Here is a 21196-nt window from a genome sequence, read left to right as displayed (position 1 = left end):
ACACCATGAGCCTCGAACGCACCCTGACCGTCCGCGTCGAACGCATCTCGCGCCAGACGCCGGAAATTTTGGCCTTCGAGCTGACGCATCCGTGGGGCCGCGCGCTGCCCGGCTACGAGGCCGGCGCGCACATCGACGTGCACATGCCCGGCGGCTTCTCGCGCCAGTACTCGCTGGCGCGCGCGCCCTCGGGCGCCGGCTCTTACATGATCGGCGTGAAGCGCGAACACGCGAGCCGCGGCGGCTCGGCCTCGATGCACGAGCGCGTGCGCGAGGGCGACCTGATTGCGATCAGCGCACCGCGCAACACTTTCCCGCTGCGCGCCGAAGCCCGCCGCCACCTGCTGCTGGCCGGCGGCATCGGCATGACGCCGCTGCTGGCCATGGCGCAGGCACTGGCCGCGCGCGGCGCCGACTTCACGCTGTGCGTGTTCGCACGCAGCGAGGAGCACCTGGCCTTTGCCGAGGCCCTGCATGCGCCCGCGCTGGCCCCACATCTGAAGCTGCACCTCGACCAGGGCGACGCGTCACAGCGCATCGACCTGCACGCGCTGCTGGCCGAGCGCACGCCCGACACCCACCTGTACGTGTGCGGCCCCGGCGGCTTCATGCAGGCCGTGCGCGAGGCCGCTGCGCACTGGCCCGAAGATGCGCTGCACACCGAATACTTCGCCGCGCCCACCGGCACGGCCGCCGCCACCACGGGCCTGCCCTTCACGCTGAAGCTGGCGCGGCGCGGCATCGAGGTGCCGGTGGCGGCCGACCAGACCGCGGTCGACGCCTTGCACGAGGTCGGCATCGACATCCCCGTGTCGTGCCAGCAAGGCCTGTGCGGCACCTGCGTGGTCGAGGGCGACGGCGAAGGCGCCGAGCACCGCGACTTCTGCCTCACGGGCACCGAGCGGCGCACCAAGGTGGCGTTGTGCTGCTCGCGCGCCAAGGGCCTCGACCTGGTGCTGCAGCTGTGAGCGTGAGCGACACCGACAGCGAAGCCCCCGCCACACGCGGGCGTTCGCGCAAGTACACGCAGGTGCTCGGCCTCATCAACCAGGCCGCCATCGAGGTGTTCGCGAGCGAAGGCCTGGCCGGCGCGTCGACGCAGGCCATCGCCGACAAGGCGGGGCTGTCGAAGGCGCAGCTGCACTACTACATCGACAGCAAGGAAGCGCTGTACCGCCAGGTGCTGCAGGACATCCTGACCGACTGGATCGTGGTGTTCGGCTTCAGCGACGAGGCTTTCGGCCCGCGCAAGGTGCTGGGTGACCTCATCCAGCGCAAGATGATGTTCTCGTTCGAGCACCCGCTGCGCTCGCGCATCTTCACGGCCGAGATGATGCGCGGCGCGCCCGTCATCGACAGCATGATGGACACGAGCAAGCAGCGCACCGACCAGGCCGCCGCGGTGATCCAGAACTGGATGAACCAGGGCCTGATGGACAAAGCCGACCCGATGCTGGTGCTGTTCCACATCTGGGCCGTGACGCAGTTCTACGCCGACCACGCCACGCAGGCGGCCTACTACCGCAGCGCCGCGCAACAGGGCGACGACAAGGACCGCCGCTACCTGATCGAGCAGGTGACGGAGTTTCTTTTGAAAGGCGCAGGCGTCAGGTAGCGCTGCGCAGGGGAAGGAACATCGTCGCTTCCACTTCGACGAGCACTTCGTCGCCCGGCAGGAAGCGCGACACCTCGACCACCGTGCTCACCGGCGGCTCGCCCGGATAGAACAGGCCGCGCACGCGGTTGTAGAACGCGTAGTGCGGCAGGTGGCGGAAGTACTGCACCAGCTTCACCACGTCTTCCATGGTGCCGCCGTGCTCGGCCGCGATCTGGCGGATGCGCTCGAGCACGAACCAGCTCTGCGCCACGATGGGCGCCTCGAAGATGTCGACCGACATCTGGCCCGTGGCATAGCCCACGCCCTGCAGCGCGGTGCGCGCTTCTTCGGGAATGGCGTCGTAGCCCGCCACCGCGCGGCGCGTGGCCGGGTCGACGGCGACCACGCCGCTCATGAAAACGAAATCGCCGACGCGCTTGGCGGCGGCATAGTTGGCCATCGGCTTGCCCATGCTCATGGTGTGTTCGGCTCCAGAAGTTGACCCGCGCGGTAGACGCTGCGCAGGCGGCCACGCGGGCCGATGAGTTCGTGTTCGTCGGTGGCGGCCAGCACCACCAGGTCGGCCGGGCAGCCCGGCGCGAGTCGGCCGTCCCACGCGAGCCCCAGCGCCTTCGCGGGGTTGACGGTGATGGTGTCGAGCCAATCGGCGGCGGGTGCGAGGTGCGCCATCTGCACGCCGAGGCCGAAGGTCTCGAGCAGGTCGTAGCTGCCATAGGGATAGAAGGCGTCCTGCACGTTGTCGGTGGCCAGGCTCGCGCGCAGGCCGTGCGCGGCGGCCTCGCGGATGCGCGTGATGCCGCGCGCCACGGGCGTGCGGTCCCACGCGCCCTGCAGGTAGAGGTTGGTGGTCGGCAGCGCGACCAGGTGCAGCCCGGCACCGGCGCACAGCGTGAGCGTTTCGGCGGCCACCGCATCGTCCTGCACCGAGAGCGAGCAGGCGTGGCCGCAGACCACGCGGCCCTTGAAGTCGCGTGCGCGCACCAGCTGCGCGATGCTGCGCAGGCCGCTGGCGTCGGTGTCCAGGCCTTCGTCGACGTGGAAGTCGAGCCCCAGCCCGTGCTGCTGCGCGAGGTCGAACACGCGGCCCAGCTTGTGGACCAAACCATCATTGCGGTAGACGAATGCGCCCAGTGCGCCGCCCGCGCGCTTCACCTCGCGTGCGATGCGTTCGCCGGCCGCGAGGTCGGCGAACACGTCGAGCGGCACGAGCGCGACAAACTGCAGTTCGATGCGGCCGGCCCATTCTTCGCGCAGCGCCTCGAACACGGCCAGCGCGGCCGGCGGCTCGGGCTCGACCCAGTCGAGGTGCGTGCGCAGTGCACGCGTGCCGGCGCGCCAGGCCTCGTGCAGCGCGCGCTCCATGCGCAGGCGCAGCGACGCGCCGGTCCAGCTCGCGCGGTGGCGGCCCATGCGCTCGATGGCGGTGAACAGGTCGCCCTGCGCGGCGCCGACGTCCTGGACGGTGAAGTTCTTGTCGATGTGCGTGTGCGCTTCGACGAGCGCGCTCAGCAGCGTGCCGCGTGCCTGCATCTGCGACGCGCTGGGCACGATGGTCGCGATCTTGTCGCCATCGATCGTGACGTCGAAGACCTGTGCATCGCCCGCTGCAAAACCTCGCAGCGGCATCGGGATGCGCAGCGCTTCGAGCGTCGTCATGCGCGCTGGCGCCAGTCGCGCAGCCAGCCCAGGCCGGCCGAGGTGCCGCCGGGCTCCATGCCGCGGCGCGGGCGGTACTCGCAACCGACCCAGCCTTGCCAGCCGCACTGCGCCGAAACCTCGTCGATCACGCCGAAGAGGTAGTCGTAGTTCTGCTCGCCGACATCGGGCTCGTGGCGTTCGGGCACGCCCGCGATCTGCAGATGGCCGACGCGGCCGGTCGGCAGGTACTGGCGCAGCTTCATCGCTACGTCGCCTTCGACGATCTGGCAGTGGTACAGGTCCATCTGCACCTTGAGGTTGGCGGCGCCCACGGTCTCGACGATCTGGTGCGCGTGGTCCTGCCGGTTGAGAAAGAAGCGCGGAATGTCGCGCGTGTTGATCGGCTCGATCAGCACGTCACGCCCGGCCTTCGCAGCCTCGGCCGCGGCCCAGCGCAGGTTCTCGACATAGACAGCTTCTGCGGCGTCGCGCGAAAGGCCTTCGGGCACAAGGCCCGCCATGACGTGGATGCGCGGGCAGTCGAGCGCCACGGCGTAGTCGATGGCCTTCGCGATGCCTTCGCGGAACTCGCCCTCGCGCCCCGGCAGGCAGGCCAGGCCGCGTTCGCCGCCGGCCCAGTCGCCGGGCGGGCCGTTGAACAGCACCTGCTGCAGGTCGTTGTGCTTCAGGCGCGCGACGATCTCTTCTTTGCTGAAGTCGTAGGGGAAGAGGTACTCGACGGCCTGGAAGCCGTCTTTCGCGGCGGCGTCGAAGCGGTCGAGAAATGCGAGCTCCGGGTAGAGCATCGAGAGGTTGGCGGCGAATTGGGGCATGGGGTGTTTGTACTACCAGCGCGCACCGAAAGTGCGGCGCAGTTCATCGATCTGATCGGGGGCGAGCGGTGCGGGCCGGGTGGCCTGCGTGAGCATCTGCAGGCGTGCGGTTTCTTCCAGCTCTTCGAGCACGGCCATCGCGGCGGCCGGTGTTTCGTGCCAGACGTTGGGGCCCAGGCGCGCGAGCATCGCCGCGCGAATCGGCGTGCCGGCCGCGCCGTAGCGCGCGATGGTTTGCGCCACCTGCTCGGCCGCCTCGGGCGCACCGGGGCGGAGGTACGGAATGACCGGCACATGACCGACCTTCATCACGAAGTAAGGCGTGAGCGCGGGCAGCAGTTCGGCTTGCGGGTTGCCCAAGGTGAGGGCGACGCAGTGCGTGCTGTGCGTGTGGATCACGCAGGCCGTGCTTGCATCGAACTCGCGCGCGGCGGCGTAGATGCGCGTGTGCAGCGCGATGGTCTTGCTGGCGCGGTCGCCGCCGGTCTGCTGGCCTTGGGCATCGAGCCGTGCGAGCCGCGCGGGGTCGAGAAAACCCAGGCAGGCGTCGGTCGGCGTGATGAGAAAACCGTCGTCCAACCGCACGCTGATGTTGCCGGCCGTGGCATGCACGTAGCCGCGCTCGAACAGGCTGCGGCCGACACGGCAGATTTCGTCGCGGGCTTCGTTCTCGGTCATGCGAGCACTGTAAAAGCTTTGGTGAAGAAATCGTCGCTGCCGAAGTTGCCCGACTTCAGCGTGATGTGCAGCCCCGCTTCGGGCGCCGCATCGGAACGCGCATGGCACCACGGCACGCCGGGGTCGATCTGCGGACCGATCTGCATCTGCGCGATGCCCAGCGCCTGCACGCAGGCGCCCGAGGTTTCGCCGCCAGCGACCACCAGCTGGTGCACGCCGCGCTCGACCAGGCCGCGCGCAATGGCGGCGATGGTGCGTTCGACCATGGCGCCGGCTTCTTCCACGCCGAGCCGACCTTGCACCGACTTCACGGCGCCGGCTTCGGCGGTCGAGTAGACGAGCACCGAGCCCTTGTCGATCAGCGGTGCGGCCCAGGCCAGCACTTCGGCGGCCACGTCCACGCCCGCCGCGATGCGCAGCGGGTCGATGGCCATGGCCGCGCCACCGCGCTGGATGAAGTCGAGCACCTGCCGGTTGGTGGCCAGCGAGCAGCTGCCCGACACCACCGCGGTCTTGCCGCCGGCCTTCGGCAACGCGCTGGCCTGCGACGACGGCGCGAGGCCGAAGTTGGCCGGCAGGCCGATGGCCACGCCCGAGCCCGCCGTGAGCAGCGGCAGCTTCGCGAGCGCCGGGCCCATGCGCAGCAGGTCGTCGTTCGAGACCGCGTCGACGACGGCGATGCTCACGCCCTCGGCCTTCAGCTGCGCGATGCGTTCTTCGATGGCCGCTGCGCCGCGTGCCACCACCGCGTGGTCGATCAGGCCGACCTTGCGCGTGCACTGCGCCTGCAGCACGCGCACGAGGTTCGGGTCGGTCATCGGCGTGAGCGGATGGTTCTGCATGCCGCTCTCGTTGAGCAGCACGTCACCCGCGAACAGGTAGCCCTTGAACACGGTGCGCTTGTTGTCGGGGAAGGCCGGCGTGGCGATGGTGAAGTCGCAATGCAGCGCGTCCATCAGCGCCTCGGTCACGGGGCCGATGTTGCCTTGGGCCGTGCTGTCGAAGGTCGAGCAGTACTTGAAGTAGATCTGCTGCGCGCCCTGCGCCTGCAGCCAGCGCAGCGCATCGAGCGACTGCGCGATGGCCTCGGCCGGCGCGATGGTGCGCGACTTGAGCGCGACCACGACCGCATCGACGTCCGCGTCGAGCGGGCCGGCGGGCACGCCGATGGTCTGCACCACGCGCATGCCGGCGCGCACGAGGTTGTTGGCCAGGTCGGTGGCGCCGGTGAAGTCGTCGGCGATGCAGCCGAGCACAAGCTTCGCCATCGCTCAGCCCTTCAGCGGCAGCGTGACCGCCTGTGCGTTCTCGCGCACGTAGTCGCGCAGGATGGCGTCGAAGCTGGCGTCGGCCTTCAGGCCCAGCGCCTCGGCGCGCGCCGCGTGGATGCGGCTGGGCCAGCTGGTGACGATCTTCGCGATGGCGGCGTCGGGTTCCCAGTCGATGAGGGTGGTGGCCTCGGTGCCGGCGATGCGCTCGAGCGCCTGCGCCATCTCGCGCACGGTGGTGGTCAGCGCGGGCAGGTTGATGGCGGTGCGCGCGCCCCATTCGGTGGCGCTGGCGGTGGCCGCACGCACGATGCCGGCGACGGTGTTGCCGGGCGAGGCCAGCGCGACCGGCGTCTCGGGGGCCACGGGGCAGCGCGCGCGCACGCCGGCCAGCGGCTCGCGCAGCATCCCGCTCAGGAAGCTGGAGGCCGCGCCGTTCGGGCGGCCCGGGCGCACCGACACCGTCATGAGCCGCACGTTGCGGCCCTGCACGAAGCCCTTGCGCGTGTAGTCGGCCACGAGCTGCTCGCCGATGAACTTCTGGATGCCGTAGCTGTTCTGCGGCGTGGGCAGCGTGGTGTCTTCGATCACCGCAGGCAGGCGTTGTTCGGGCGAATCGCCGAACACGGCGACGGAGCTGGAGAACACGAACACGGGCGCATGGCCCGCGCTGCGGCAGGCGTCGAGCAGGGCGCGCGTGGTGTCGAGGTTGCTGCGCATGCCGAGGTCGAAGTCGGCCTCGCACTCGCCGCTCACGGCGGCGGCGAGGTGGAACACGGCGTCGGTGTCGGCCAGCGGCAATGCACCGTTGGTGGCCTGTTCGTAGAGATCGCCCTGCACGAACTGGATGCGCGCGTCGGCCGCGAGGTCGGCGGGCGGCGGCACACGGTCGGCGAGCGTGATGCGTGCGATGTCCTGGGGCTGGCCGCCGGCCAGTGCGAGCGGGCCGCCGGCGAGCAGGGTGCGGGCGAGGCGGGCGCCGAGGAAGCCGCAGCCGCCGGTGATGAGAACGTTCATGGTGTGTGTCTTTCCTGGGTCGGTGGAGCGCAGAGGCCCCATGTTATTTTTTCGCGGCGGGCAATTCGATGCCCGGGAAGATCTTGATGACCGCGCTGTCGTCTTCGCGCGCGAAGCCGGCCGTGGAGGCCTGCATGAACATCTGGTGCGCGGTGGACGACAGCGGCAGCGGAAACTTGCTGGCGCGCGCCACGTCGAGCACCAAGCCCAGGTCCTTCACGAAGATGTCGACGGCCGACAGCGGCGTGTAGTCGCCCGCGAGCACGTGGGCCATGCGGTTCTCGAACATCCAGCTGTTGCCGGCGCTGTGGGTGATGACCTCGTACAGCGCGTCGGGGTTCACGCCTTCGCGCAGGCCCAGCGCCATGGCTTCGGCCGCGGCGGCGATGTGCACGCCGGCCAGCAGTTGGTTGATGACCTTCACCTTGCTGCCCGCGCCGGCCGAATCGCCCAGGCGGTAGACCTTGGCGGCCATCGCGTCGAGCATCGCGCCGGCCTTTTCGTACGCCGCGGGCGTGCCGGCGGTCATCATCGTCATCTGGCCGCTCGCGGCCTTGGCGGCGCCGCCGGAAATGGGCGCGTCGAGGTACAGGATGCCCTGCTGCGCCAGGCGCGCTTCGAGCGCGACGGACCAGTTCGGGTCGACGGTGGAGCACATCACGAACAGGCTGCCGGGCTTCATCGATGCGGCGCAACCGGGCGTGGTGCCATCGCCGAACAGCACCGATTCGGTCTGCGCCGCGTTGACGACCACGCTGACCACGATGTCGCACTGCGCGCCGAGCGCGGCGAGCGTGTCGCAGGCCGTGCCGCCGTCGCGCGCGAAGGCTTCGGCGACGCCGGGGCGCACGTCGAACACATGCGGCGCATGGCCCGCGCGGCGCAGCGATTGCGCCATGCCGCTGCCCATGGCGCCCAGGCCCACGAGGCCGACGACAGGGGTGGTGTTGGAAGAAGAAGTCATGTCGTGCGTCCTTCGATCAGCGATTGACGAGTTGCTTGGGCGTGAGCCACACGCCGATGGCGCCGAGCACCAGCGCGCCGGCCAGCACGTACATGCCGATCTGCGTGCTGCCCGTGAGGTCCTTCAGGTAGCCGATGAGGTACGGGCTCACGAAGCCCGCGAGGTTGCCCACCGAGTTGATGACCGCGATGCCCGCTGCTGCCGCCGTGCCCGAGAGGAAGGCGGTGGGCAGCGACCAGAACAGCGGCGCGCAGGTGAGCACGCCGGCTGCGGCGAGCGACAGGAAGGTCAGCGACACGACCGTGTTCTGCGTGTACGAAGCCGCGACCGTGAAGCCCACGGCGCCCATCATCGCGGGGATGATCAGGTGCCAGCGGCGTTCGCGGCGCGCGTCGGCGCTGCGACCGAAGAGGTTCATCGCGACGATCGCGCAGAGGAACGGAATGGCGCTCAGCAGGCCGATGTTGAAGTTGCCCTGCACGCCCGTGGCCTTCACCAGCGTCGGCAGCCAGAAGGTCAGTGCGTACTGGCCCATGACGAAGGCGAAGTAGATCAGCGCCATCCACCACACGCGCGCGTCGCGGAACATCGCGCCCACCGAATGCGGGCCCTTGGCGCCGTGCGCCTGGTCGCGCGCGACTTCACGTTGCAGCAGCTGCTTTTCTTCGGGCGAGAGCCAGCGTGCGTGCTGGATGCCGTTGTCCAGGTAGAGCAGCACCATCACGCCCACCAGCACGGCGGGAATGGCTTCGATGATGAACATCCACTGCCAGCCGTGCATCGACGACACGCCGTGGAAGGCGTCCATGATCCAGCCCGACAGCGGGTTGCCGAAGATGCCCGCCACGGGAATCGCCGACATGAACACCGCGATGATCCGCGCGCGCCGGTGCGACGGGTACCAATGCGTCAGGTACAGGATCACGCCGGGATAGAAGCCCGCCTCGGCCACGCCGAGCAGGAAGCGCAGGATGTAGAAGCTGGTCGGCGTTTCCACGAACACGAAGCAGGCCGACAGCAGGCCCCAGGTGATCATGATCCGCGCGATCCACACGCGGGCGCCCACGCGGTTCAGCAGCAGGTTGCTCGGCACCTCGAACAGGAAGTAGCCCAGGAAGAAGATGCCGGCGCCGAGGCCGAACACGGTTTCGCTGAAGCCGAGGTCCGCGCCCATCTGCAGCTTGGCGAAGCCGACGTTCACGCGGTCGAGGTACGCGACCACGTAGCAGAGCATCAGGAAGGGCACGAGGCGCCAGAACACCTTGGCGTAGGCGCGTTTCTCGAGCGCGGCATCGACGGGCAGGTCGGCCATGGCCGAAGGCGCGCCGGCCTGGAGGGTGGAAGTCATTGGGAGGGAGTCCGCTGGATGGAAAAACGGGGCCGTCCCGTCACCCTGCGGCGCGGTCGCCCCTTACTTGTCAGGTCATCATACAAATTTAAGACAAGCTCTCGGATACGGGATAACCCGCACATCGCGACCCCTTGCAGAAAATTGTGAGCGTGGGCTTACTTGCCCGCAGGCCAGCCTTCGACCAGGGGTCGGGCGAGCTGGGCGCCTTCCTGCTGCCAGAAGGCCGGGTCGGCCTGCTCAATGCGGCGGATGGCGTTGTCCATGTGCGCCTTGGCGGCTTCGCGCGCGGCCAGCGGGTCGCCGGCGTCGATCGCCTCGACGATTCGCGCGTGCTCCTGCGCCACTTCGCGCACGAAGTCGGCACGGCGCGCCTCGTTGGCGCGCGTGACGCGGGTGGCGCCATGCAGGAACTGCCGCAGGTACTGCAGCGTGCCGATGAGGAAGGGGTTGCGCGCGGCTTCGGCGATGGCGCGGTGAAAGCGCACGTCCTCGTCGGCCCCGTTGCCGCCCATCGACACCGCCGCATGCAGCGCGTCGATGGCGTCGCGGATGCGCAGCATGTCCTCGGGCGTGCGGCGCTCGGCGGCGAGCGCGGCCACCTCGGCCTCGAGCGCGCGGCGCAGCTCGACCATCTGCACCACCGCTTCGCGCGACGCCACGTGCGGCATCTCGAAGCGCAGCGGCTCCACGCCCGCAGCGCGCACGAACACGCCGCTGCCTTGGCGCGAATCGACCAGCCCGAGCGACTTCAGCCGCGACACCGCCTCGCGCACCACCGTGCGGCTCACGCCGAACTGCGTGGCCAACGCGGTCTCGGTCGGCAGCCGATCGCCTTCCGACAAGCGCCCGCTACGCACCTCGGCCACGAGCGCGTCGGCCACCTGATCGGCCAGGCGGACGGCGGGAGCGAGGGACTGAAAACGGGGGGTCATGGGCGCGGGGAGGCGGTGGGGTCTGCGACTCTAACGCAGGCACCGCACCGTCACGCCGCATGGCCGCGCCTTCGCCTGTGTCAGAGGCCGAGCGCGTGGCGCGCGGCCCGCGCGATGCTCGCCGCGTCCACGCCGAAGAAGTCGCGCAGCGCGGCGCGCGTGTCGCTGCGGCCGAAGCCGTCGGTGCCCAGCGTGAGGTAGCGGCGGCCTTCGGGGAGGAAGGCCCGCACGCTCTCGGGCAGGGCGCGCACGTAGTCGGTGGCGGCGACGATCGGGGACTTGCTGCTGCCCTTGCCGAGCTGCTGCGCGACGAAGGGCGTGCCGGCGTCTTTCTCGCCCGTCAGCGCGCGCTGTTCGCAGGCCTGGCCGTCGCGCGCGAGTTCGCTCCAGCTCGTGACGCTGAACACCTCGGCCTCGATGCCTTCGTCGGCCAGTTGCTGCGCGGCCTTGATGACCTCGGTGAGGATCGCGCCCGAGCCCAGCAGCGTGACGCTCTTCTTTGCCTTGCCCGATGCCGGCGCATACGTGCCGAAGCGGTAGCAGCCGCGCAGGATGTCGGCCTCGGCGCCGGCCGGCAGATCGGGCTGCGCGTAGTTCTCGTTCATGAGCGTGACGTAATAGAACACGTCCTGCTGCTCGACCATCATCTCGCGGATGCCCGCGTCGACGATGACCGCCATCTCGCCCGCGAAGGCCGGGTCGTAGGCCTTGCAGTTGGGAATGGTCGCGGCCACGAGGTGGCTGCTGCCGTCCTGGTGCTGCAGGCCTTCGCCGCCGAGCGTGGTGCGGCCCGACGTGGCGCCCAGCAGAAAGCCGCGCGCGCGCTGGTCGGCCGCGGCCCAGATGGCGTCGCCCACCCGCTGGAAGCCGAACATCGAGTAGTAGATGTAGAACGGCAGCATCGCCAGGCCATGCACGCTGTAGCTGGTGGCCGCGGCCGTCCAGCTCGCGATGGCGCCGGCTTCGCTGATGCCCTCTTCAAGAATCTGGCCGTCGGTGGCTTCGCGATAGCTCAGCACCGAGCCGATGTCTTCCGGCGCATAGCGCTGGCCCACGCTCGAGTAAATGCCGACCTGCTTGAACAGGTTGGCCATGCCGAAGGTGCGCGCCTCGTCGGCCACGATGGGCACGATGCGCGGGCCGAGCGCCTTGTCCTTCATGAGGTTGCCCAGCATGCGCACGAAGGCCATGGTGGTGCTCATCTCCTTGCCCGCAGCGGCCGTGGCGAAGTTCGCGTAGGCCGCGATGTCGGGCTTGGGCACGACATCGCACGCGGTCTCGCGGCGCGGCATGGCGCCGCCGAGCGCTTCGCGGTGCTGGCGCAGGTAGCGCATCTCGGCGCTGTCTTCGGCCGGGCGGTAGAAGTCCATCGCGGTGGCCTGCGCGTCGGTGAGCGGCAGGTTGAAGCGGTCGCGGAATTCGATGAGGTCGACGTCGCCCATCTTCTTGTGCGAGTGCGTGGTCATCTTGCCCTGCGCGGCGCTGCCCATGCCGTAGCCCTTCTTGGTGTGGGCGAGGATCACGGTGGGCTGGCCCTTGTGCGCAGCAGCAGCGGCGTACGCGGCGTGGATCTTCACGAGGTCATGGCCGCCGCGCTTCAGGCGGTCGATCTGCTCGTCGGTCATGCCTTCGGCCAGGCGTGCAAGTTCGGGGTTCTGGCCGAAGAAGTTGTCGCGGTTGAAGCGGCCGTCTTTTGCGGCAAAGGTCTGCATCTGGCCGTCGACGGTGTTGGCGAACACGCGTGCGAGCGCGCCGCTCACGTCCTGCGCGAACAGGCCGTCCCAGTCGCTGCCCCACACGAGCTTGACGACGTTCCAGCCGGCGCCGGCGAAGAGCTTTTCGAGCTCGTCGATGATGCGGCCATTGCCGCGCACCGGGCCGTCGAGGCGCTGCAGGTTGCAGTTGACGACCCACACGAGGTTGTCGAGCTTTTCGCGCGCGGCGAGCGTCAGCGCGCTCATCGATTCAGGCTCGTCCATCTCGCCGTCGCCGAACACGCCCCACACCTTGCGGCCTTCGCAGTTCAGCAGGTTGCGGTGCGTGAGGTAGCGCATGAAGCGCGCGTGATAGATCGAGCTGATCGGGCCGATGCCCATCGAACCGGTGGGGAACTGCCAGAAGTCCGGCATCAGGTACGGGTGCGGGTAGCTGCACAGGCCGCGCGCGCCGCTGCCCTCGGTGAAGGCCGGCGCGGTGAGCTCCTGGCGATAGTGGTTCAGGTCTTCTTCGCTCAGGCGCCCTTCGAGGTACGCCCGCGCATACACGCCGGGCGCGCTGTGCGGCTGGAAGAACACGAGGTCGCCGCGGTGCGCCGGGCTGCGCGCGTGGAAGAAATGGTTGAAGCCGGTTTCGAACAGGTCGGCCGCGCTCGCGTAGCTGGCGATGTGGCCGCCGAGTTCGCCGTACGCCTGGTTGGCCTTGGCCACCATGGCGAGCGCGTTCCAGCGCATCAGCGAAGCAAGCTTTTCTTCGACGGCGAGGTCACCTGGGAACGGCGGCTGGTCGGCCGCGGCGATGGTGTTGACGTACGGCGTGGCCAGCTCGGGCTGCCAGCCGATGCGCTGCTGCCGCGCCAGGCGCGCCAGCTCGGCCAGCATCTGGCGTGCGCGCTGCGGACCTTGCGTCTGCGCCAGCGCCAGGAAGGCGTCGCGCCATTCGGCGGTCTCTTCGGGGTCGGGGTCGTGCGACGGCGGCGTGTCGAGCAACAGGGCGCGCATCTGGTCGGCGGAGATCGGGGCGTTCATGCCAGCACTTTAAGCCGCCTTGCGGAAAATTAGCTACCGGCACCTTCGATTTCATGGCTATTCACAAGCATAAAATGCCGCGATTCAAGAGCTTCACGGAATTTCATGGAACTCGATGCCATCGACCTGCGCATTCTCGACGAGCTGCAACGCGACGGCGCCCTGTCGAACGTCGAACTCGCGCGCCGCGTGCACCTGTCGCCCTCGCCCTGCCTGGCGCGCGTGAAGGTGCTGGAGACCAGCGGCGTGATCGACCGTTATGTGGCGCTCGCGAACGCCAAGGCGCTGGGCCTGGGGCTCAACGTGTTCATCTCGATCAGCCTGACGACGCAGAGCAAGCAGTCGCTGGCCGACTTCGAGCAGCGCATCGCCGAGCACGACGAGGTGATGGAGTGCTACCTGATGACCGGCGACAGCGACTACCTGATCCGCATCGCCGTGGCCGACATGGCGGCGCTGGAGCGCTTCATCATGGAACAGCTGACGCCGATTCCGGGGATCGAGAAGATCCGCTCGAGCTTTGCGCTCAAGCAGGTCAGATACAAAACGGCGCTGCCGTTGCCAGCAGCGCCGTTGTAGTCGGCACGCCCCCGACGGGGCGGAAAGAAACTCAGAGACCGATCAGGCCGCCGTCGTTCTTCGTGATGACCACGGTGGCCGAGCGCGGGCGGCTGCTGCCACCGTCCGGCCAGTGGCTGATCGGCGTTTCGTCCTTCTTCGAACCTTCACCCGGATGCTGAATGTTCACGAACAGCGCGCGGCCGTCGCCCGACTCGGCAATGCCGGTGAGTTCGCAGTCCTTCGGGCCGACCAGGAAGCGGCGCAGGCCTTCCGTGCCGGGAGCCTTGCCCACGAAGGTGTTCTGCGTGCGCGTGGTGCTGGTCGCGGCATCGACGTTGGTGATCACCTTCGCACCGCCGTCGCCCACCTTGCCGGGCAGTGCGGCCAGCAGCATGCAGTTGGTGACGTCGGTGTAGGCGCCGTCGTCGGTCTGCAGCCACAGCAGGCCGGGAGCGGCGTGGCTGAACCACATGCCGTCAGGGCTGGACAGGTCGTTGTCTGCGGTGAGCTGCGAGAGGTTGACGTCGGCCGACGCCGTCGAGCGCGCGGCGAAGAGATACACGTCCCACTTGAAGCGCAGCGAGGTCGGGTCGGCGTTCTCGTCCGCGAAGCGCACGATGTGGCCGTTCGGGTTGCCCAGCTGCGGTGCGTTGGCGGTCGTCCTGTCGTCGTAGTAGCGCGGATTGGAGGCGCTGGTTTTGCCGATCGGGCGCGAGGCGGCGTTGGTGTTGGTCAGCGTCACGTAGACGTCGCCGGTCTTCGGGTTGACGGCGGTCCACTCGGGGCGGTCCATCTTGGTCGCGCCGGCGGCGTCGGCAGCCAGGCGGGCGTTGGTCACGACGTCAGCCGCATCGGCGAAGGCGTATTTGTCGTAGTTCGAGGTGATGTTGTTCACGCCGAGCTTGAGCTCGAGCCACACGCCCGTGCCGTCTTCGTCGAAACGGGCCACGTAGAGGCGGCCGTCGTCCATGTACTTGTCGCCCGCGGCCATGCCGCCGCCGATGTCGGCCGCGTCCCAGTTCTTGGTGGAGACGAACTTGTAGATGTACTCGTTGCGCGAGTCGTCGCCCATGTACCAGACCAGCGGCTTGCCGACCACGACCGGGCCGAGGCAGGCGCCTTCGTGGCCGAAGCGGCCGAGGGCGGTGCGCTTCTTGGGCGTGCTGGTGGGGTTGAACGGATCGATCTCGACCACCCAGCCGTAGGTGTTGTGGCCATTGCGGTAGTCGTCGGTGGCCGAGGCGCCGAGGACTTCGGTGTTCCAGCGGCCGTACTGACCGTCGGCGGTGTCGGGCGTGACGGTAGCCCAGAGTTCGCGACCGGTGCTGGCCACGCCGTAGCGGCTGAAGCTCGCGAGTTCCTTCGCCGAGCGCTTGCTGTCGTCGGTTCCCTTGATGCGGCGGAAGTAGCCGGCCCAGTTCTCTTCGCAGGTGAGGTACGTGCCCCAGGGCGTGGTGCCGTTGGCGCAGTTGTTGAGCGTGCCGCGGGTCTTGCTGCCGTCGGTCGAGTACTTGGTCTTCAGGTAGTCGGTCTTGGCGGCCGGGCCCGAGAACTGCATCTCGGTGAGCGTGTGGACGCGGCGGTTGAAGCTCGAATCCTGCTTGTAGCTCCAGGCGTTGCCGTTCTTGTTGACCTCGATCACGCTCACGCCGTGCAGGTAGAACTCGCGCTGCACTTCGTCGGCGACGGTGCGTACACCGCCCACGATGGTCTGGCCGGCCGGGTGCAGGAACAGCGGCGTGATGGCTTCGTGGTTCATCACCAGCAGGCCGCGCGTGGCGTTGGTCGCGTCCCACTTGTTCGCGGCGCTGACGCCGAAGAAGGTCATGCCGTCGTGGTGGTCGCCGGCGCGGCGGTCGTAGGTGGCCGGATCGTCCGTGCCGTCGTTCTTGTACGCGGCCACGCCGGCGGCGATCGGGTCGCCCAGGCGGTAGAGCACGCTGGCGGTGTAGCCGGCGGGCACGGTCACGACGTCATCGAGGCTCTTCGCGACGGGGTTGAAGCCCAGCTTCAGCGGCGTGGGCGACGGTGCGGGAGCCGGTGCGGGCGCGGGGGCCGGTGCGGGCGGAATGATCGGGAAGGCTGCGCCGCCACCACCGCTGCCGCCGCCGCAGGCCTGCAGCAGTGCGGTGCCGGCGGTGCCGACGCCCAGGCCGAACAGATGGCGGCGGCTCAGGCGCGACGCGACGAGGTCGGTGAAGGACGGGTTCGAGGAATCGTTGGTGCCGACATCGTCGAGATCGACGCCGTGGGCGTCCGTGCGGGTGTTTGCGGTCATGCGCAATATCTTTCGTGGGTTGGGATTGAAACCAGCCCACGAAGTTAGGCAGTTCGCATGACATGCCTGTGAAACGCTTTGTGTTCGACGAGGTTCGGCGCGTTCTCGTCAAAAAACCTTCACGTTCGCGCCACACACTGCCGCGCGGACGCTGCGCCCCTCAAGGCGCCGGCGACTGCCTCGGCCACAGCGCCCACAGCCGCAGCGGCTGGTTCACGCTCGCGGCCAGCCGGCCGGCCTCGGCGCCGGTGCCGGCGAAGTAGTCGGCGCGCACCGCGCCCACGATCGCGCTGCCGGTGTCCTGCGCCACCACCAGCTTCTGCAACTGCGCGGTCGGGCCGCTCGATGCGAGCCAGACCGGCGTGCCATAGGGAATGCTCTCGCGGTCGACGGCGATGGAGCGCCCCGCCGTGAGCGGCACGCCCTGCGCACCGCGCGGGCCGAAGGCGGCGTCGAGCTCGCTCATGGTCTCTTCGCGGAAGAACACGTAGCGCGGATTGCTCCACAGCAGCTGCGACACGCGCTGCGGGTTCTGCACGGCCCAGGCCTTGGTGTCGTCGGGCCACTTGCCGACCTTGCTCACGCCCTGGCTCATGAGCCACTGCTGCACGCTGCGGTACGGCTGCTCGTTGGTGGCGGCGTAGGCCACGCGCACGGTGTGCTGGTAGCCGTTGGCCTCGGTGATGCGCAACCGGCCCGAGCCCTGGATGTGCAGCATCAGCGCGTCGATGGGGTCGGACATCCAGGCGATCTCGCGACCGCGCAGCGCGGCCTGGGCTTCGGGCAGGGTTTCGATTTCCTGGCGCGTGAACCAGGGGCGCTTGGGCACGAGGCCGTCGGGCGCCTGGTACAGCGGCACGCTGAAGCCGGCCGAGGGCACGCGCGAGGCTTCGTACACGGGCTCGTAGTAGCTCGTGAGCTTGCCTTCGCTCTGGCCCGCGAGCGATTCGACGCGGTACGGCTGCAGCCGGTCGGTCATCCAGCGGCGCTGCTCTTCGGGCGTGGCGATGGCCAGTTGGCGCACCTCGCGGCACAGCGGTGCGAAGGCGGCGTTGGGGCGTGCGCAGTTGGCCAGCAGCGCGATCCACCCTTCATGCAACGGGTCTTCGCTGAAGCCGGGCAATTCCGACCAGCCCACGGGCACCCAGCGGCTTTTCGGATGCGCGAGCGATCCGGTCAGCGGACCGAGGTCGCGCGGCGGGGTGACGGTGGGTCGGGTGGGGGCTTCGGGGGCGCGGGGGCCGAGGGAACAGCCGGCGAGCGTTGCTACGATCGCAAGCCCGACCAGCCACTGGAGTCCATTTCTCATGGGTTTGATTCTGCTTGAAGCCCTCGCCGCGGGACTCGTCCTGATCTTGATCATCTGGTGGACCATGTTTTCCGGGCGTAACAAGGGTGAATTGCATGACGAGGCCGACGCCGAGCGTTCCGACGAGGATTCGCCGCCCAAAGCGTGAATTGCTTGTGTAGCCGCACGGCGCACGCCACTGTCGGACAAGCACTCAATTGCTACAACTTTAGTAGCAATCATCGCAGCATTCACGGGCGATGGCGAAAGTTTTCTTATTTTCCGTAGGGCTTTGAGCACGTACCATCGGGGTCCCGTCGGGGGCTAAGCTGTGGCCCGCTTGATTCAACCTTGAAAGGGATCGCCATGAAAAAGTTCGTTCTTGCAACCACCGCAGCAGCCCTCGTTTTGTCCGGTTGTGCCGGCGGCATGACTGACACCCAACGCAACACCGGCATCGGCGCCGGCATCGGTGCCCTCGGCGGCGCCGCCATCGGCTCGGCCACCGGCGGCAACCGCGGTGCCATCGGCACGGGCGCCGTGGTCGGCGCAGCAGCCGGCGCGCTCGGCGGCTACCTGTGGTCGCAGCGCATGGAAAACCAGAAGCGCCAGATGGAAGCCGCCACGCAGGGCACCGGCGTGGCCGTGACGCAGACGGCCAACAACGAGCTGAAGCTCGCCATTCCGAGCGACGTGTCGTTCGACGTGGGCCGCTCCAACATCAAGTCGAACTTCGCGCCCGTGCTCGACCAGTTCGCCAACGGCCTGCGCAACAACCCGAACGCCGAGGTGCGCATCATTGGCCACACCGACAGCACCGGCTCCGACGCCATCAACAACCCGCTGTCGGTCGACCGCGCCGGCAGCACGCGCGACTACCTGGTGGCACGCGGCGTGAGCGCCGCGGCATTCCGCATCGAAGGCCGCGGCTCGCATGAGCCGGTGGCCGACAACAACAGCGACGCCGGCCGGGCACAGAACCGCCGCGTCGAGATCTACGTGGGCGAGCGCGCACCGCGCGGCTGATCGCAACCCCACAGGGAAACCGGCCGCACCATCGAACGGCCGGTTCCCGCTTCAGTTTTCATTGGTCCAAGCAGAGGGAAAATTCATGAGGAAGTTTGTAGTGTCTAGCGCGGCGATGGCCGCTGTGTTGTTCATCGCGGGGTGCGCATCGTCGACCCCGCCGGCCGAAGCACCGGCCACACAGCAGGCCGCACCGGCCAACAGCTGGACCGCCCGACTGGCCGCGCTGAAGGCCGAGCTCGAAAGCTCCACCAAGGGCACCGGCGTGGTGATCGAGCAGACCGCCGACAACCAGCTTCACGTCGTGATTCCGAATGAACTCTCGTTCGACACGGGCCGCGCCAACGTCAAGCGCAACCTCGCCCAGGTGCTGGACAAGGTCGCCGAAGGCCTGAAGAGCGCCACCACCGCCAGCCTGCGCGTGGTCGGCCACACCGACAGCACGGGCAGCGAAGAAGGCAACGAACGCCTCTCGGTGAGCCGCGCCGACAGCGTGCGCAACCACCTCGTGGGCCGCGGCGTGTCGACCACCGTGATCACCACCGACGGCCGCGGTTCGCGCGAGCCGCTGGCGGACAACGGCACGGCTGCCGGCCGCGCCCAGAACCGCCGCGTCGAAATCTTCGTCGCCGAAAAGATCTGAGCGCCGGGGCTGCGCGCACGGCGCGCGACGCAGCCCCTTTTCTTGAGCCGCGACAGGCGCGGCACCGTCAGGAAATCCCGCATCAGGGCACGGCACGGCCGGCCCTAACATCGCGGCCTGCACGCGGCGCGCGCATCGCGCGCCGGGCGGACACGAGAGGAGACTCCGATGAACGCCATCGCGCCGGCCCCATCGAACGTCGCATCCCATTTCGCCCCGGACATCATTGCCGCGGGCACCGGCGCGCGCCCGAACTACCTCGTGACAGGCGGCGACCAGCTCTTCGCCGCCCGTTGGCAGCAGGAAGCCTGCTGGCTGCCTTTCCACGGCGCGGCGCATCACGTGCTGGTGCTGCACGAGAACGGCAGCACGGCAGTGCGCAAGTACGAGCGCGGCAAGCTCGTCGCCTCGCGCTCACGGCTGGGCAGCATGAGCTTCATCCCCTGCGACGGCACCGAATGGGAAATCGGCGGGCGTTGCGGCGTGGTGCACCTGTACATCGGGCCCGCGCTGATCGCGCGTGTCGCGGCCGAGGAAGACCTCGGGTCGGCGGTGGAGATCGATCCCTTTTTCGCGATCCGCGACCCGTGGCTGCAGGGCTTCTTCCAGATGCTGGTGAGCGAGGTGGAGCTGTACGGCGCCGTGCCCCTGAGCCCCGATTCGTTGCTGCTCTCGCAGAGCCAGCATCTGCTGGCGCACCACCTCGTGCGGCGCCACTCCGCGTCGGGCCGCGGTGCGCTGCTGCACACGGAGGGCACCCGCCGGCAGCCGGCCCTGACGCCGCAGCAGTTGCGCCGGGTGACCGAGCACATCGACGCGTACCTGGCCACGCCGCTGAGCCTGGCCGACCTGGCAGCGTTGGTGCACCTGTCGCAGGACCACTTCATCCGCAGCTTCAAGGCGGCCAGCGGCATGGCGCCCTACCAGTACCTGCTGCGCCGCCGCCTGCAAGGCGCCGCCGAACTGCTGCGCACCAGCGACCTGCCTATCGAGGCCGTGGCCCAACGCATGGGCTTTGGCAGTCCCGCGTACTTCTCGACGCGCTTCCGTGCGTTCCTCGGCGTGCCACCGAGCGCCTACCGCCGCATGCGCTGAGCAGCGCGACACGGCGCGGCAACTTGCGCAAAAGCGCGCCACTTTCGACATCCCGTGCTTCGTTCGGGCAAACATGCCATGGCGTGAGAAGCCGCTCCTAGACTGGCTTCGCAGGCCGATCCGGCCGCATCACCCACGGAGACACCATGACCCTGACCGCCCTCAAAGCCACGCCGCCGGCCAGCGCCGCCCACGCGCGCATCACGCTGCCCTATCCGCATTTCCAGAAGCTCGAAAGCTATCCATGGAAGCCATGGGTCATGCCTGGCGTGGCGTACAAGCTGCTGAGCATCAACCGGCGCAGCGGCGGTTTCACCTGCCTGCTGAAGGTCGATCCCGGCACCGAGGCACCGGTCCACCATCACCTCGGTGCCATCGAGGTGATCGTGCTCGAGGGCGATATCTACTACGAACGCAACGACATCGGCCGCCCGGGCGACTACATGTACGAGCCCGCCGGCGACATCCACCAGCCGCGCTCCGACGGCGGCTGCGTGCTGTTCTGCGTGTTCGAGGGCGCCATTGCGGGCCTGGGCGAAGACGGCAACGTCGTCGGCATCGTCGATAGCCGCAGCATGCTGGAAATGGCCACGCGCGACGGCGCGGCGCAGCACGTGCACAGCTGAGGTCCTAGAGGTCCCGCAGGCGGTTGGCCAGCTCGACCGCCGACTTCACTTCCATCTTCTCGAACACGCGCGCGCGGTGGACCTCCACCGTGCGCACGCTGATCGCGAGCTGGTCGGCGATGAGCTTGTTCGGCAGGCCTTCGACCACGAGCCGCATCACGTCGCGCTCGCGGTCGGTCAGTTCGGCGATGCGGCCGGCCAGACCGCGGCGCACGCGCTGCACTTCGAGCGCGCGCTGCGACATGCCCAGCGCCTGTTCGATGCGGTCGACCAGGGCGTTGTCCGAGAACGGCTTCTCGCAGAAATCGAAAGCCCCGCGCTTGACCGCCTCGACGGCGGTCGGCACGTCGGCATGGCCGGTCAAAAAGATCACCGGCATCTCGGCCAGCAGGCCGCGTTCGGCCAGGCGGTCGAACAGCACCAACCCACTCATGCCGGGCATGCGCACGTCCAGCAGCAGGCAGCGCGGCTGATCGGGAAGCGGCGCTTCCGTCAGGTATTGCTCGAAGGCCTCGGCGCTGCCGAAGTGCTCGCTGGCGAGGCGACGCGAACGCAGCAGCCAGGCCAGCGCCTCGCGCACGCTGGCGTCGTCGTCCACGATAAAGATCAAGCCATCGATCAGCGGTTGCATGCCAT

21 protein-coding genes are annotated in these 21196 nt (G+C 68.7%); 8 read left to right on the top strand and 13 right to left on the bottom strand.

The window, feature by feature from the left end:
* Positions 1-5 precede the first annotated feature (5 nt).
* On the top strand, positions 6-968 hold the full coding sequence (locus CY658_RS14345) for a PDR/VanB family oxidoreductase (protein WP_101490846.1): 963 nt from the start codon (positions 6-8) through the stop codon (positions 966-968).
* Complete coding sequence (locus CY658_RS14340; RefSeq protein WP_101490845.1) at positions 965-1615, top strand: TetR family transcriptional regulator C-terminal domain-containing protein; 651 nt, start codon at positions 965-967, stop codon at positions 1613-1615. The genes CY658_RS14345 and CY658_RS14340 overlap by 4 nt, the downstream gene beginning before the upstream one ends.
* Here the strand turns inward: CY658_RS14340 and CY658_RS14335 are convergent.
* From CY658_RS14335 to mdeB, 10 genes are all read right to left on the bottom strand, one after another.
* Positions 1608-2075 carry a RidA family protein gene (locus CY658_RS14335; RefSeq protein ID WP_099794045.1) on the bottom strand — a complete coding sequence of 156 codons (468 nt, stop codon included), beginning with the start codon at positions 2073-2075 and terminating at the stop codon, positions 1608-1610. The genes CY658_RS14340 and CY658_RS14335 overlap by 8 nt on opposite strands.
* A complete protein-coding gene (locus CY658_RS14330) occupies positions 2072-3274 on the bottom strand; it encodes an amidohydrolase family protein (RefSeq protein WP_101490844.1) in 1203 nt (400 codons plus the stop codon). Before CY658_RS14330 ends, CY658_RS14335 begins: the two co-directional genes overlap by 4 nt.
* Positions 3271-4089: a 2-oxo-tetronate isomerase gene (gene otnI / locus CY658_RS14325; protein ID WP_101490843.1), complete on the bottom strand. Its 819-nt coding sequence runs from the start codon at positions 4087-4089 to the stop codon at positions 3271-3273. Before otnI ends, CY658_RS14330 begins: the two co-directional genes overlap by 4 nt.
* Positions 4090-4101: 12 nt before the next feature.
* A complete protein-coding gene (locus CY658_RS14320; protein ID WP_101490842.1) occupies positions 4102-4767 on the bottom strand; it encodes a class II aldolase/adducin family protein in 666 nt (221 codons plus the stop codon).
* On the bottom strand, positions 4764-6035 hold the full coding sequence (gene otnK / locus CY658_RS14315; RefSeq protein WP_101490841.1) for a 3-oxo-tetronate kinase: 1272 nt from the start codon (positions 6033-6035) through the stop codon (positions 4764-4766). Before otnK ends, CY658_RS14320 begins: the two co-directional genes overlap by 4 nt.
* A 3-nt stretch (positions 6036-6038) precedes the next feature.
* Positions 6039-7052: a D-erythronate dehydrogenase gene (denD, locus tag CY658_RS14310; protein WP_101490840.1), complete on the bottom strand. Its 1014-nt coding sequence runs from the start codon at positions 7050-7052 to the stop codon at positions 6039-6041.
* 43 nt (positions 7053-7095) lie between these two features.
* Positions 7096-8016, bottom strand: coding sequence for an L-threonate dehydrogenase (ltnD, locus tag CY658_RS14305; protein ID WP_101490839.1), 921 nt, complete (start codon positions 8014-8016; stop codon positions 7096-7098).
* A 16-nt stretch (positions 8017-8032) separates the two neighbouring features.
* Positions 8033-9364 carry an MFS transporter gene (locus CY658_RS14300; protein WP_099794058.1) on the bottom strand — a complete coding sequence of 444 codons (1332 nt, stop codon included), beginning with the start codon at positions 9362-9364 and terminating at the stop codon, positions 8033-8035.
* 158 nt (positions 9365-9522) lie between these two features.
* Entirely contained in the window at positions 9523-10299 is a 777-nt protein-coding gene (locus CY658_RS14295) for a FadR/GntR family transcriptional regulator (RefSeq protein WP_101490838.1), read from the bottom strand.
* 80 nt (positions 10300-10379) lie between these two features.
* Complete coding sequence (gene mdeB / locus CY658_RS14290; RefSeq protein WP_101490837.1) at positions 10380-13043, bottom strand: alpha-ketoglutarate dehydrogenase; 2664 nt, start codon at positions 13041-13043, stop codon at positions 10380-10382.
* A gap of 105 nt (positions 13044-13148) precedes the next feature.
* Between mdeB and CY658_RS14285 the strand changes: the two genes are divergently transcribed.
* Entirely contained in the window at positions 13149-13622 is a 474-nt protein-coding gene (locus CY658_RS14285; RefSeq protein WP_062480783.1) for an Lrp/AsnC family transcriptional regulator, read from the top strand.
* Between the two features lie 31 nt (positions 13623-13653).
* On the opposite strand, the gene CY658_RS14280 is transcribed toward CY658_RS14285, so the two are convergent.
* Positions 13654-15882, bottom strand: coding sequence for a PhoX family protein (locus CY658_RS14280; RefSeq protein ID WP_101490836.1), 2229 nt, complete (start codon positions 15880-15882; stop codon positions 13654-13656).
* 160 nt (positions 15883-16042) lie between these two features.
* Positions 16043-17191 carry a murein transglycosylase A gene (mltA, locus tag CY658_RS14275; protein ID WP_101490835.1) on the bottom strand — a complete coding sequence of 383 codons (1149 nt, stop codon included), beginning with the start codon at positions 17189-17191 and terminating at the stop codon, positions 16043-16045.
* On the opposite strand from mltA, the gene CY658_RS32780 reads away from it, so the two are divergent.
* The 5 genes from CY658_RS32780 (at position 17190) to CY658_RS14255 (ending at position 20560) form a co-directional block, all read left to right on the top strand.
* A complete protein-coding gene (locus CY658_RS32780; protein WP_180838952.1) occupies positions 17190-17339 on the top strand; it encodes a hypothetical protein in 150 nt (49 codons plus the stop codon). The two genes, mltA and CY658_RS32780, sit on opposite strands and share 2 nt — an antisense overlap.
* Before the next feature lie 197 nt (positions 17340-17536).
* Positions 17537-18196, top strand: a complete 660-nt coding sequence (locus CY658_RS14270; RefSeq protein WP_101490834.1) for an OmpA family protein — start codon at positions 17537-17539, stop codon at positions 18194-18196.
* An 85-nt stretch (positions 18197-18281) separates the two neighbouring features.
* Positions 18282-18839, top strand: a complete 558-nt coding sequence (locus tag CY658_RS14265) for an OmpA family protein (RefSeq protein ID WP_101490833.1) — start codon at positions 18282-18284, stop codon at positions 18837-18839.
* A 168-nt stretch (positions 18840-19007) separates the two neighbouring features.
* Complete coding sequence (locus CY658_RS14260; RefSeq protein ID WP_101490832.1) at positions 19008-19934, top strand: helix-turn-helix domain-containing protein; 927 nt, start codon at positions 19008-19010, stop codon at positions 19932-19934.
* A 146-nt stretch (positions 19935-20080) separates the two neighbouring features.
* Positions 20081-20560 carry a 2,4'-dihydroxyacetophenone dioxygenase family protein gene (locus CY658_RS14255; protein ID WP_101490831.1) on the top strand — a complete coding sequence of 160 codons (480 nt, stop codon included), beginning with the start codon at positions 20081-20083 and terminating at the stop codon, positions 20558-20560.
* A 4-nt stretch (positions 20561-20564) separates the two neighbouring features.
* On the opposite strand, the gene CY658_RS14250 is transcribed toward CY658_RS14255, so the two are convergent.
* Positions 20565-21191 carry a response regulator transcription factor gene (locus CY658_RS14250; protein WP_099794071.1) on the bottom strand — a complete coding sequence of 209 codons (627 nt, stop codon included), beginning with the start codon at positions 21189-21191 and terminating at the stop codon, positions 20565-20567.
* Positions 21192-21196: the final 5 nt, after the last annotated feature.

Source organism: Variovorax sp. RO1, assembly GCF_002849325.1.
In the GTDB taxonomy this organism is placed as follows: Bacteria; Pseudomonadota; Gammaproteobacteria; order Burkholderiales; family Burkholderiaceae_C; genus Variovorax.
This window is presented reverse-complemented; position numbering and strand designations above follow the sequence as displayed.

Excerpts from the sequence above, each read along its gene's own strand:
- CY658_RS14330 (WP_101490844.1), bottom strand. The coding sequence starts at position 3,274 with ATGACGACGCTCGAAGCGCTGCGCATCCCGATGCCGCTGCGAGGTTTT.
- CY658_RS14335 (WP_099794045.1), bottom strand. The coding sequence starts at position 2,075 with ATGAGCATGGGCAAGCCGATGGCCAACTATGCCGCCGCCAAGCGCGTC.
- CY658_RS14295 (WP_101490838.1), bottom strand. The coding sequence starts at position 10,299 with ATGACCCCCCGTTTTCAGTCCCTCGCTCCCGCCGTCCGCCTGGCCGAT.
- otnK (WP_101490841.1), bottom strand. The coding sequence starts at position 6,035 with ATGGCGAAGCTTGTGCTCGGCTGCATCGCCGACGACTTCACCGGCGCC.
- mltA (WP_101490835.1), bottom strand. The coding sequence starts at position 17,191 with ATGAGAAATGGACTCCAGTGGCTGGTCGGGCTTGCGATCGTAGCAACG.
- CY658_RS14280 (WP_101490836.1), bottom strand. The coding sequence starts at position 15,882 with ATGACCGCAAACACCCGCACGGACGCCCACGGCGTCGATCTCGACGAT.
- CY658_RS14260 (WP_101490832.1), top strand. The coding sequence starts at position 19,008 with ATGAACGCCATCGCGCCGGCCCCATCGAACGTCGCATCCCATTTCGCC.
- mdeB (WP_101490837.1), bottom strand. The coding sequence starts at position 13,043 with ATGAACGCCCCGATCTCCGCCGACCAGATGCGCGCCCTGTTGCTCGAC.
- ltnD (WP_101490839.1), bottom strand. The coding sequence starts at position 8,016 with ATGACTTCTTCTTCCAACACCACCCCTGTCGTCGGCCTCGTGGGCCTG.
- CY658_RS14255 (WP_101490831.1), top strand. The coding sequence starts at position 20,081 with ATGACCCTGACCGCCCTCAAAGCCACGCCGCCGGCCAGCGCCGCCCAC.
- CY658_RS14250 (WP_099794071.1), bottom strand. The coding sequence starts at position 21,191 with ATGCAACCGCTGATCGATGGCTTGATCTTTATCGTGGACGACGACGCC.
- CY658_RS14270 (WP_101490834.1), top strand. The coding sequence starts at position 17,537 with ATGAAAAAGTTCGTTCTTGCAACCACCGCAGCAGCCCTCGTTTTGTCC.
- CY658_RS14300 (WP_099794058.1), bottom strand. The coding sequence starts at position 9,364 with ATGACTTCCACCCTCCAGGCCGGCGCGCCTTCGGCCATGGCCGACCTG.
- denD (WP_101490840.1), bottom strand. The coding sequence starts at position 7,052 with ATGAACGTTCTCATCACCGGCGGCTGCGGCTTCCTCGGCGCCCGCCTC.
- CY658_RS14265 (WP_101490833.1), top strand. The coding sequence starts at position 18,282 with ATGAGGAAGTTTGTAGTGTCTAGCGCGGCGATGGCCGCTGTGTTGTTC.
- CY658_RS14285 (WP_062480783.1), top strand. The coding sequence starts at position 13,149 with ATGGAACTCGATGCCATCGACCTGCGCATTCTCGACGAGCTGCAACGC.
- CY658_RS14345 (WP_101490846.1), top strand. The coding sequence starts at position 6 with ATGAGCCTCGAACGCACCCTGACCGTCCGCGTCGAACGCATCTCGCGC.
- otnI (WP_101490843.1), bottom strand. The coding sequence starts at position 4,089 with ATGCCCCAATTCGCCGCCAACCTCTCGATGCTCTACCCGGAGCTCGCA.
- CY658_RS14320 (WP_101490842.1), bottom strand. The coding sequence starts at position 4,767 with ATGACCGAGAACGAAGCCCGCGACGAAATCTGCCGTGTCGGCCGCAGC.
- CY658_RS32780 (WP_180838952.1), top strand. The coding sequence starts at position 17,190 with ATGGGTTTGATTCTGCTTGAAGCCCTCGCCGCGGGACTCGTCCTGATC.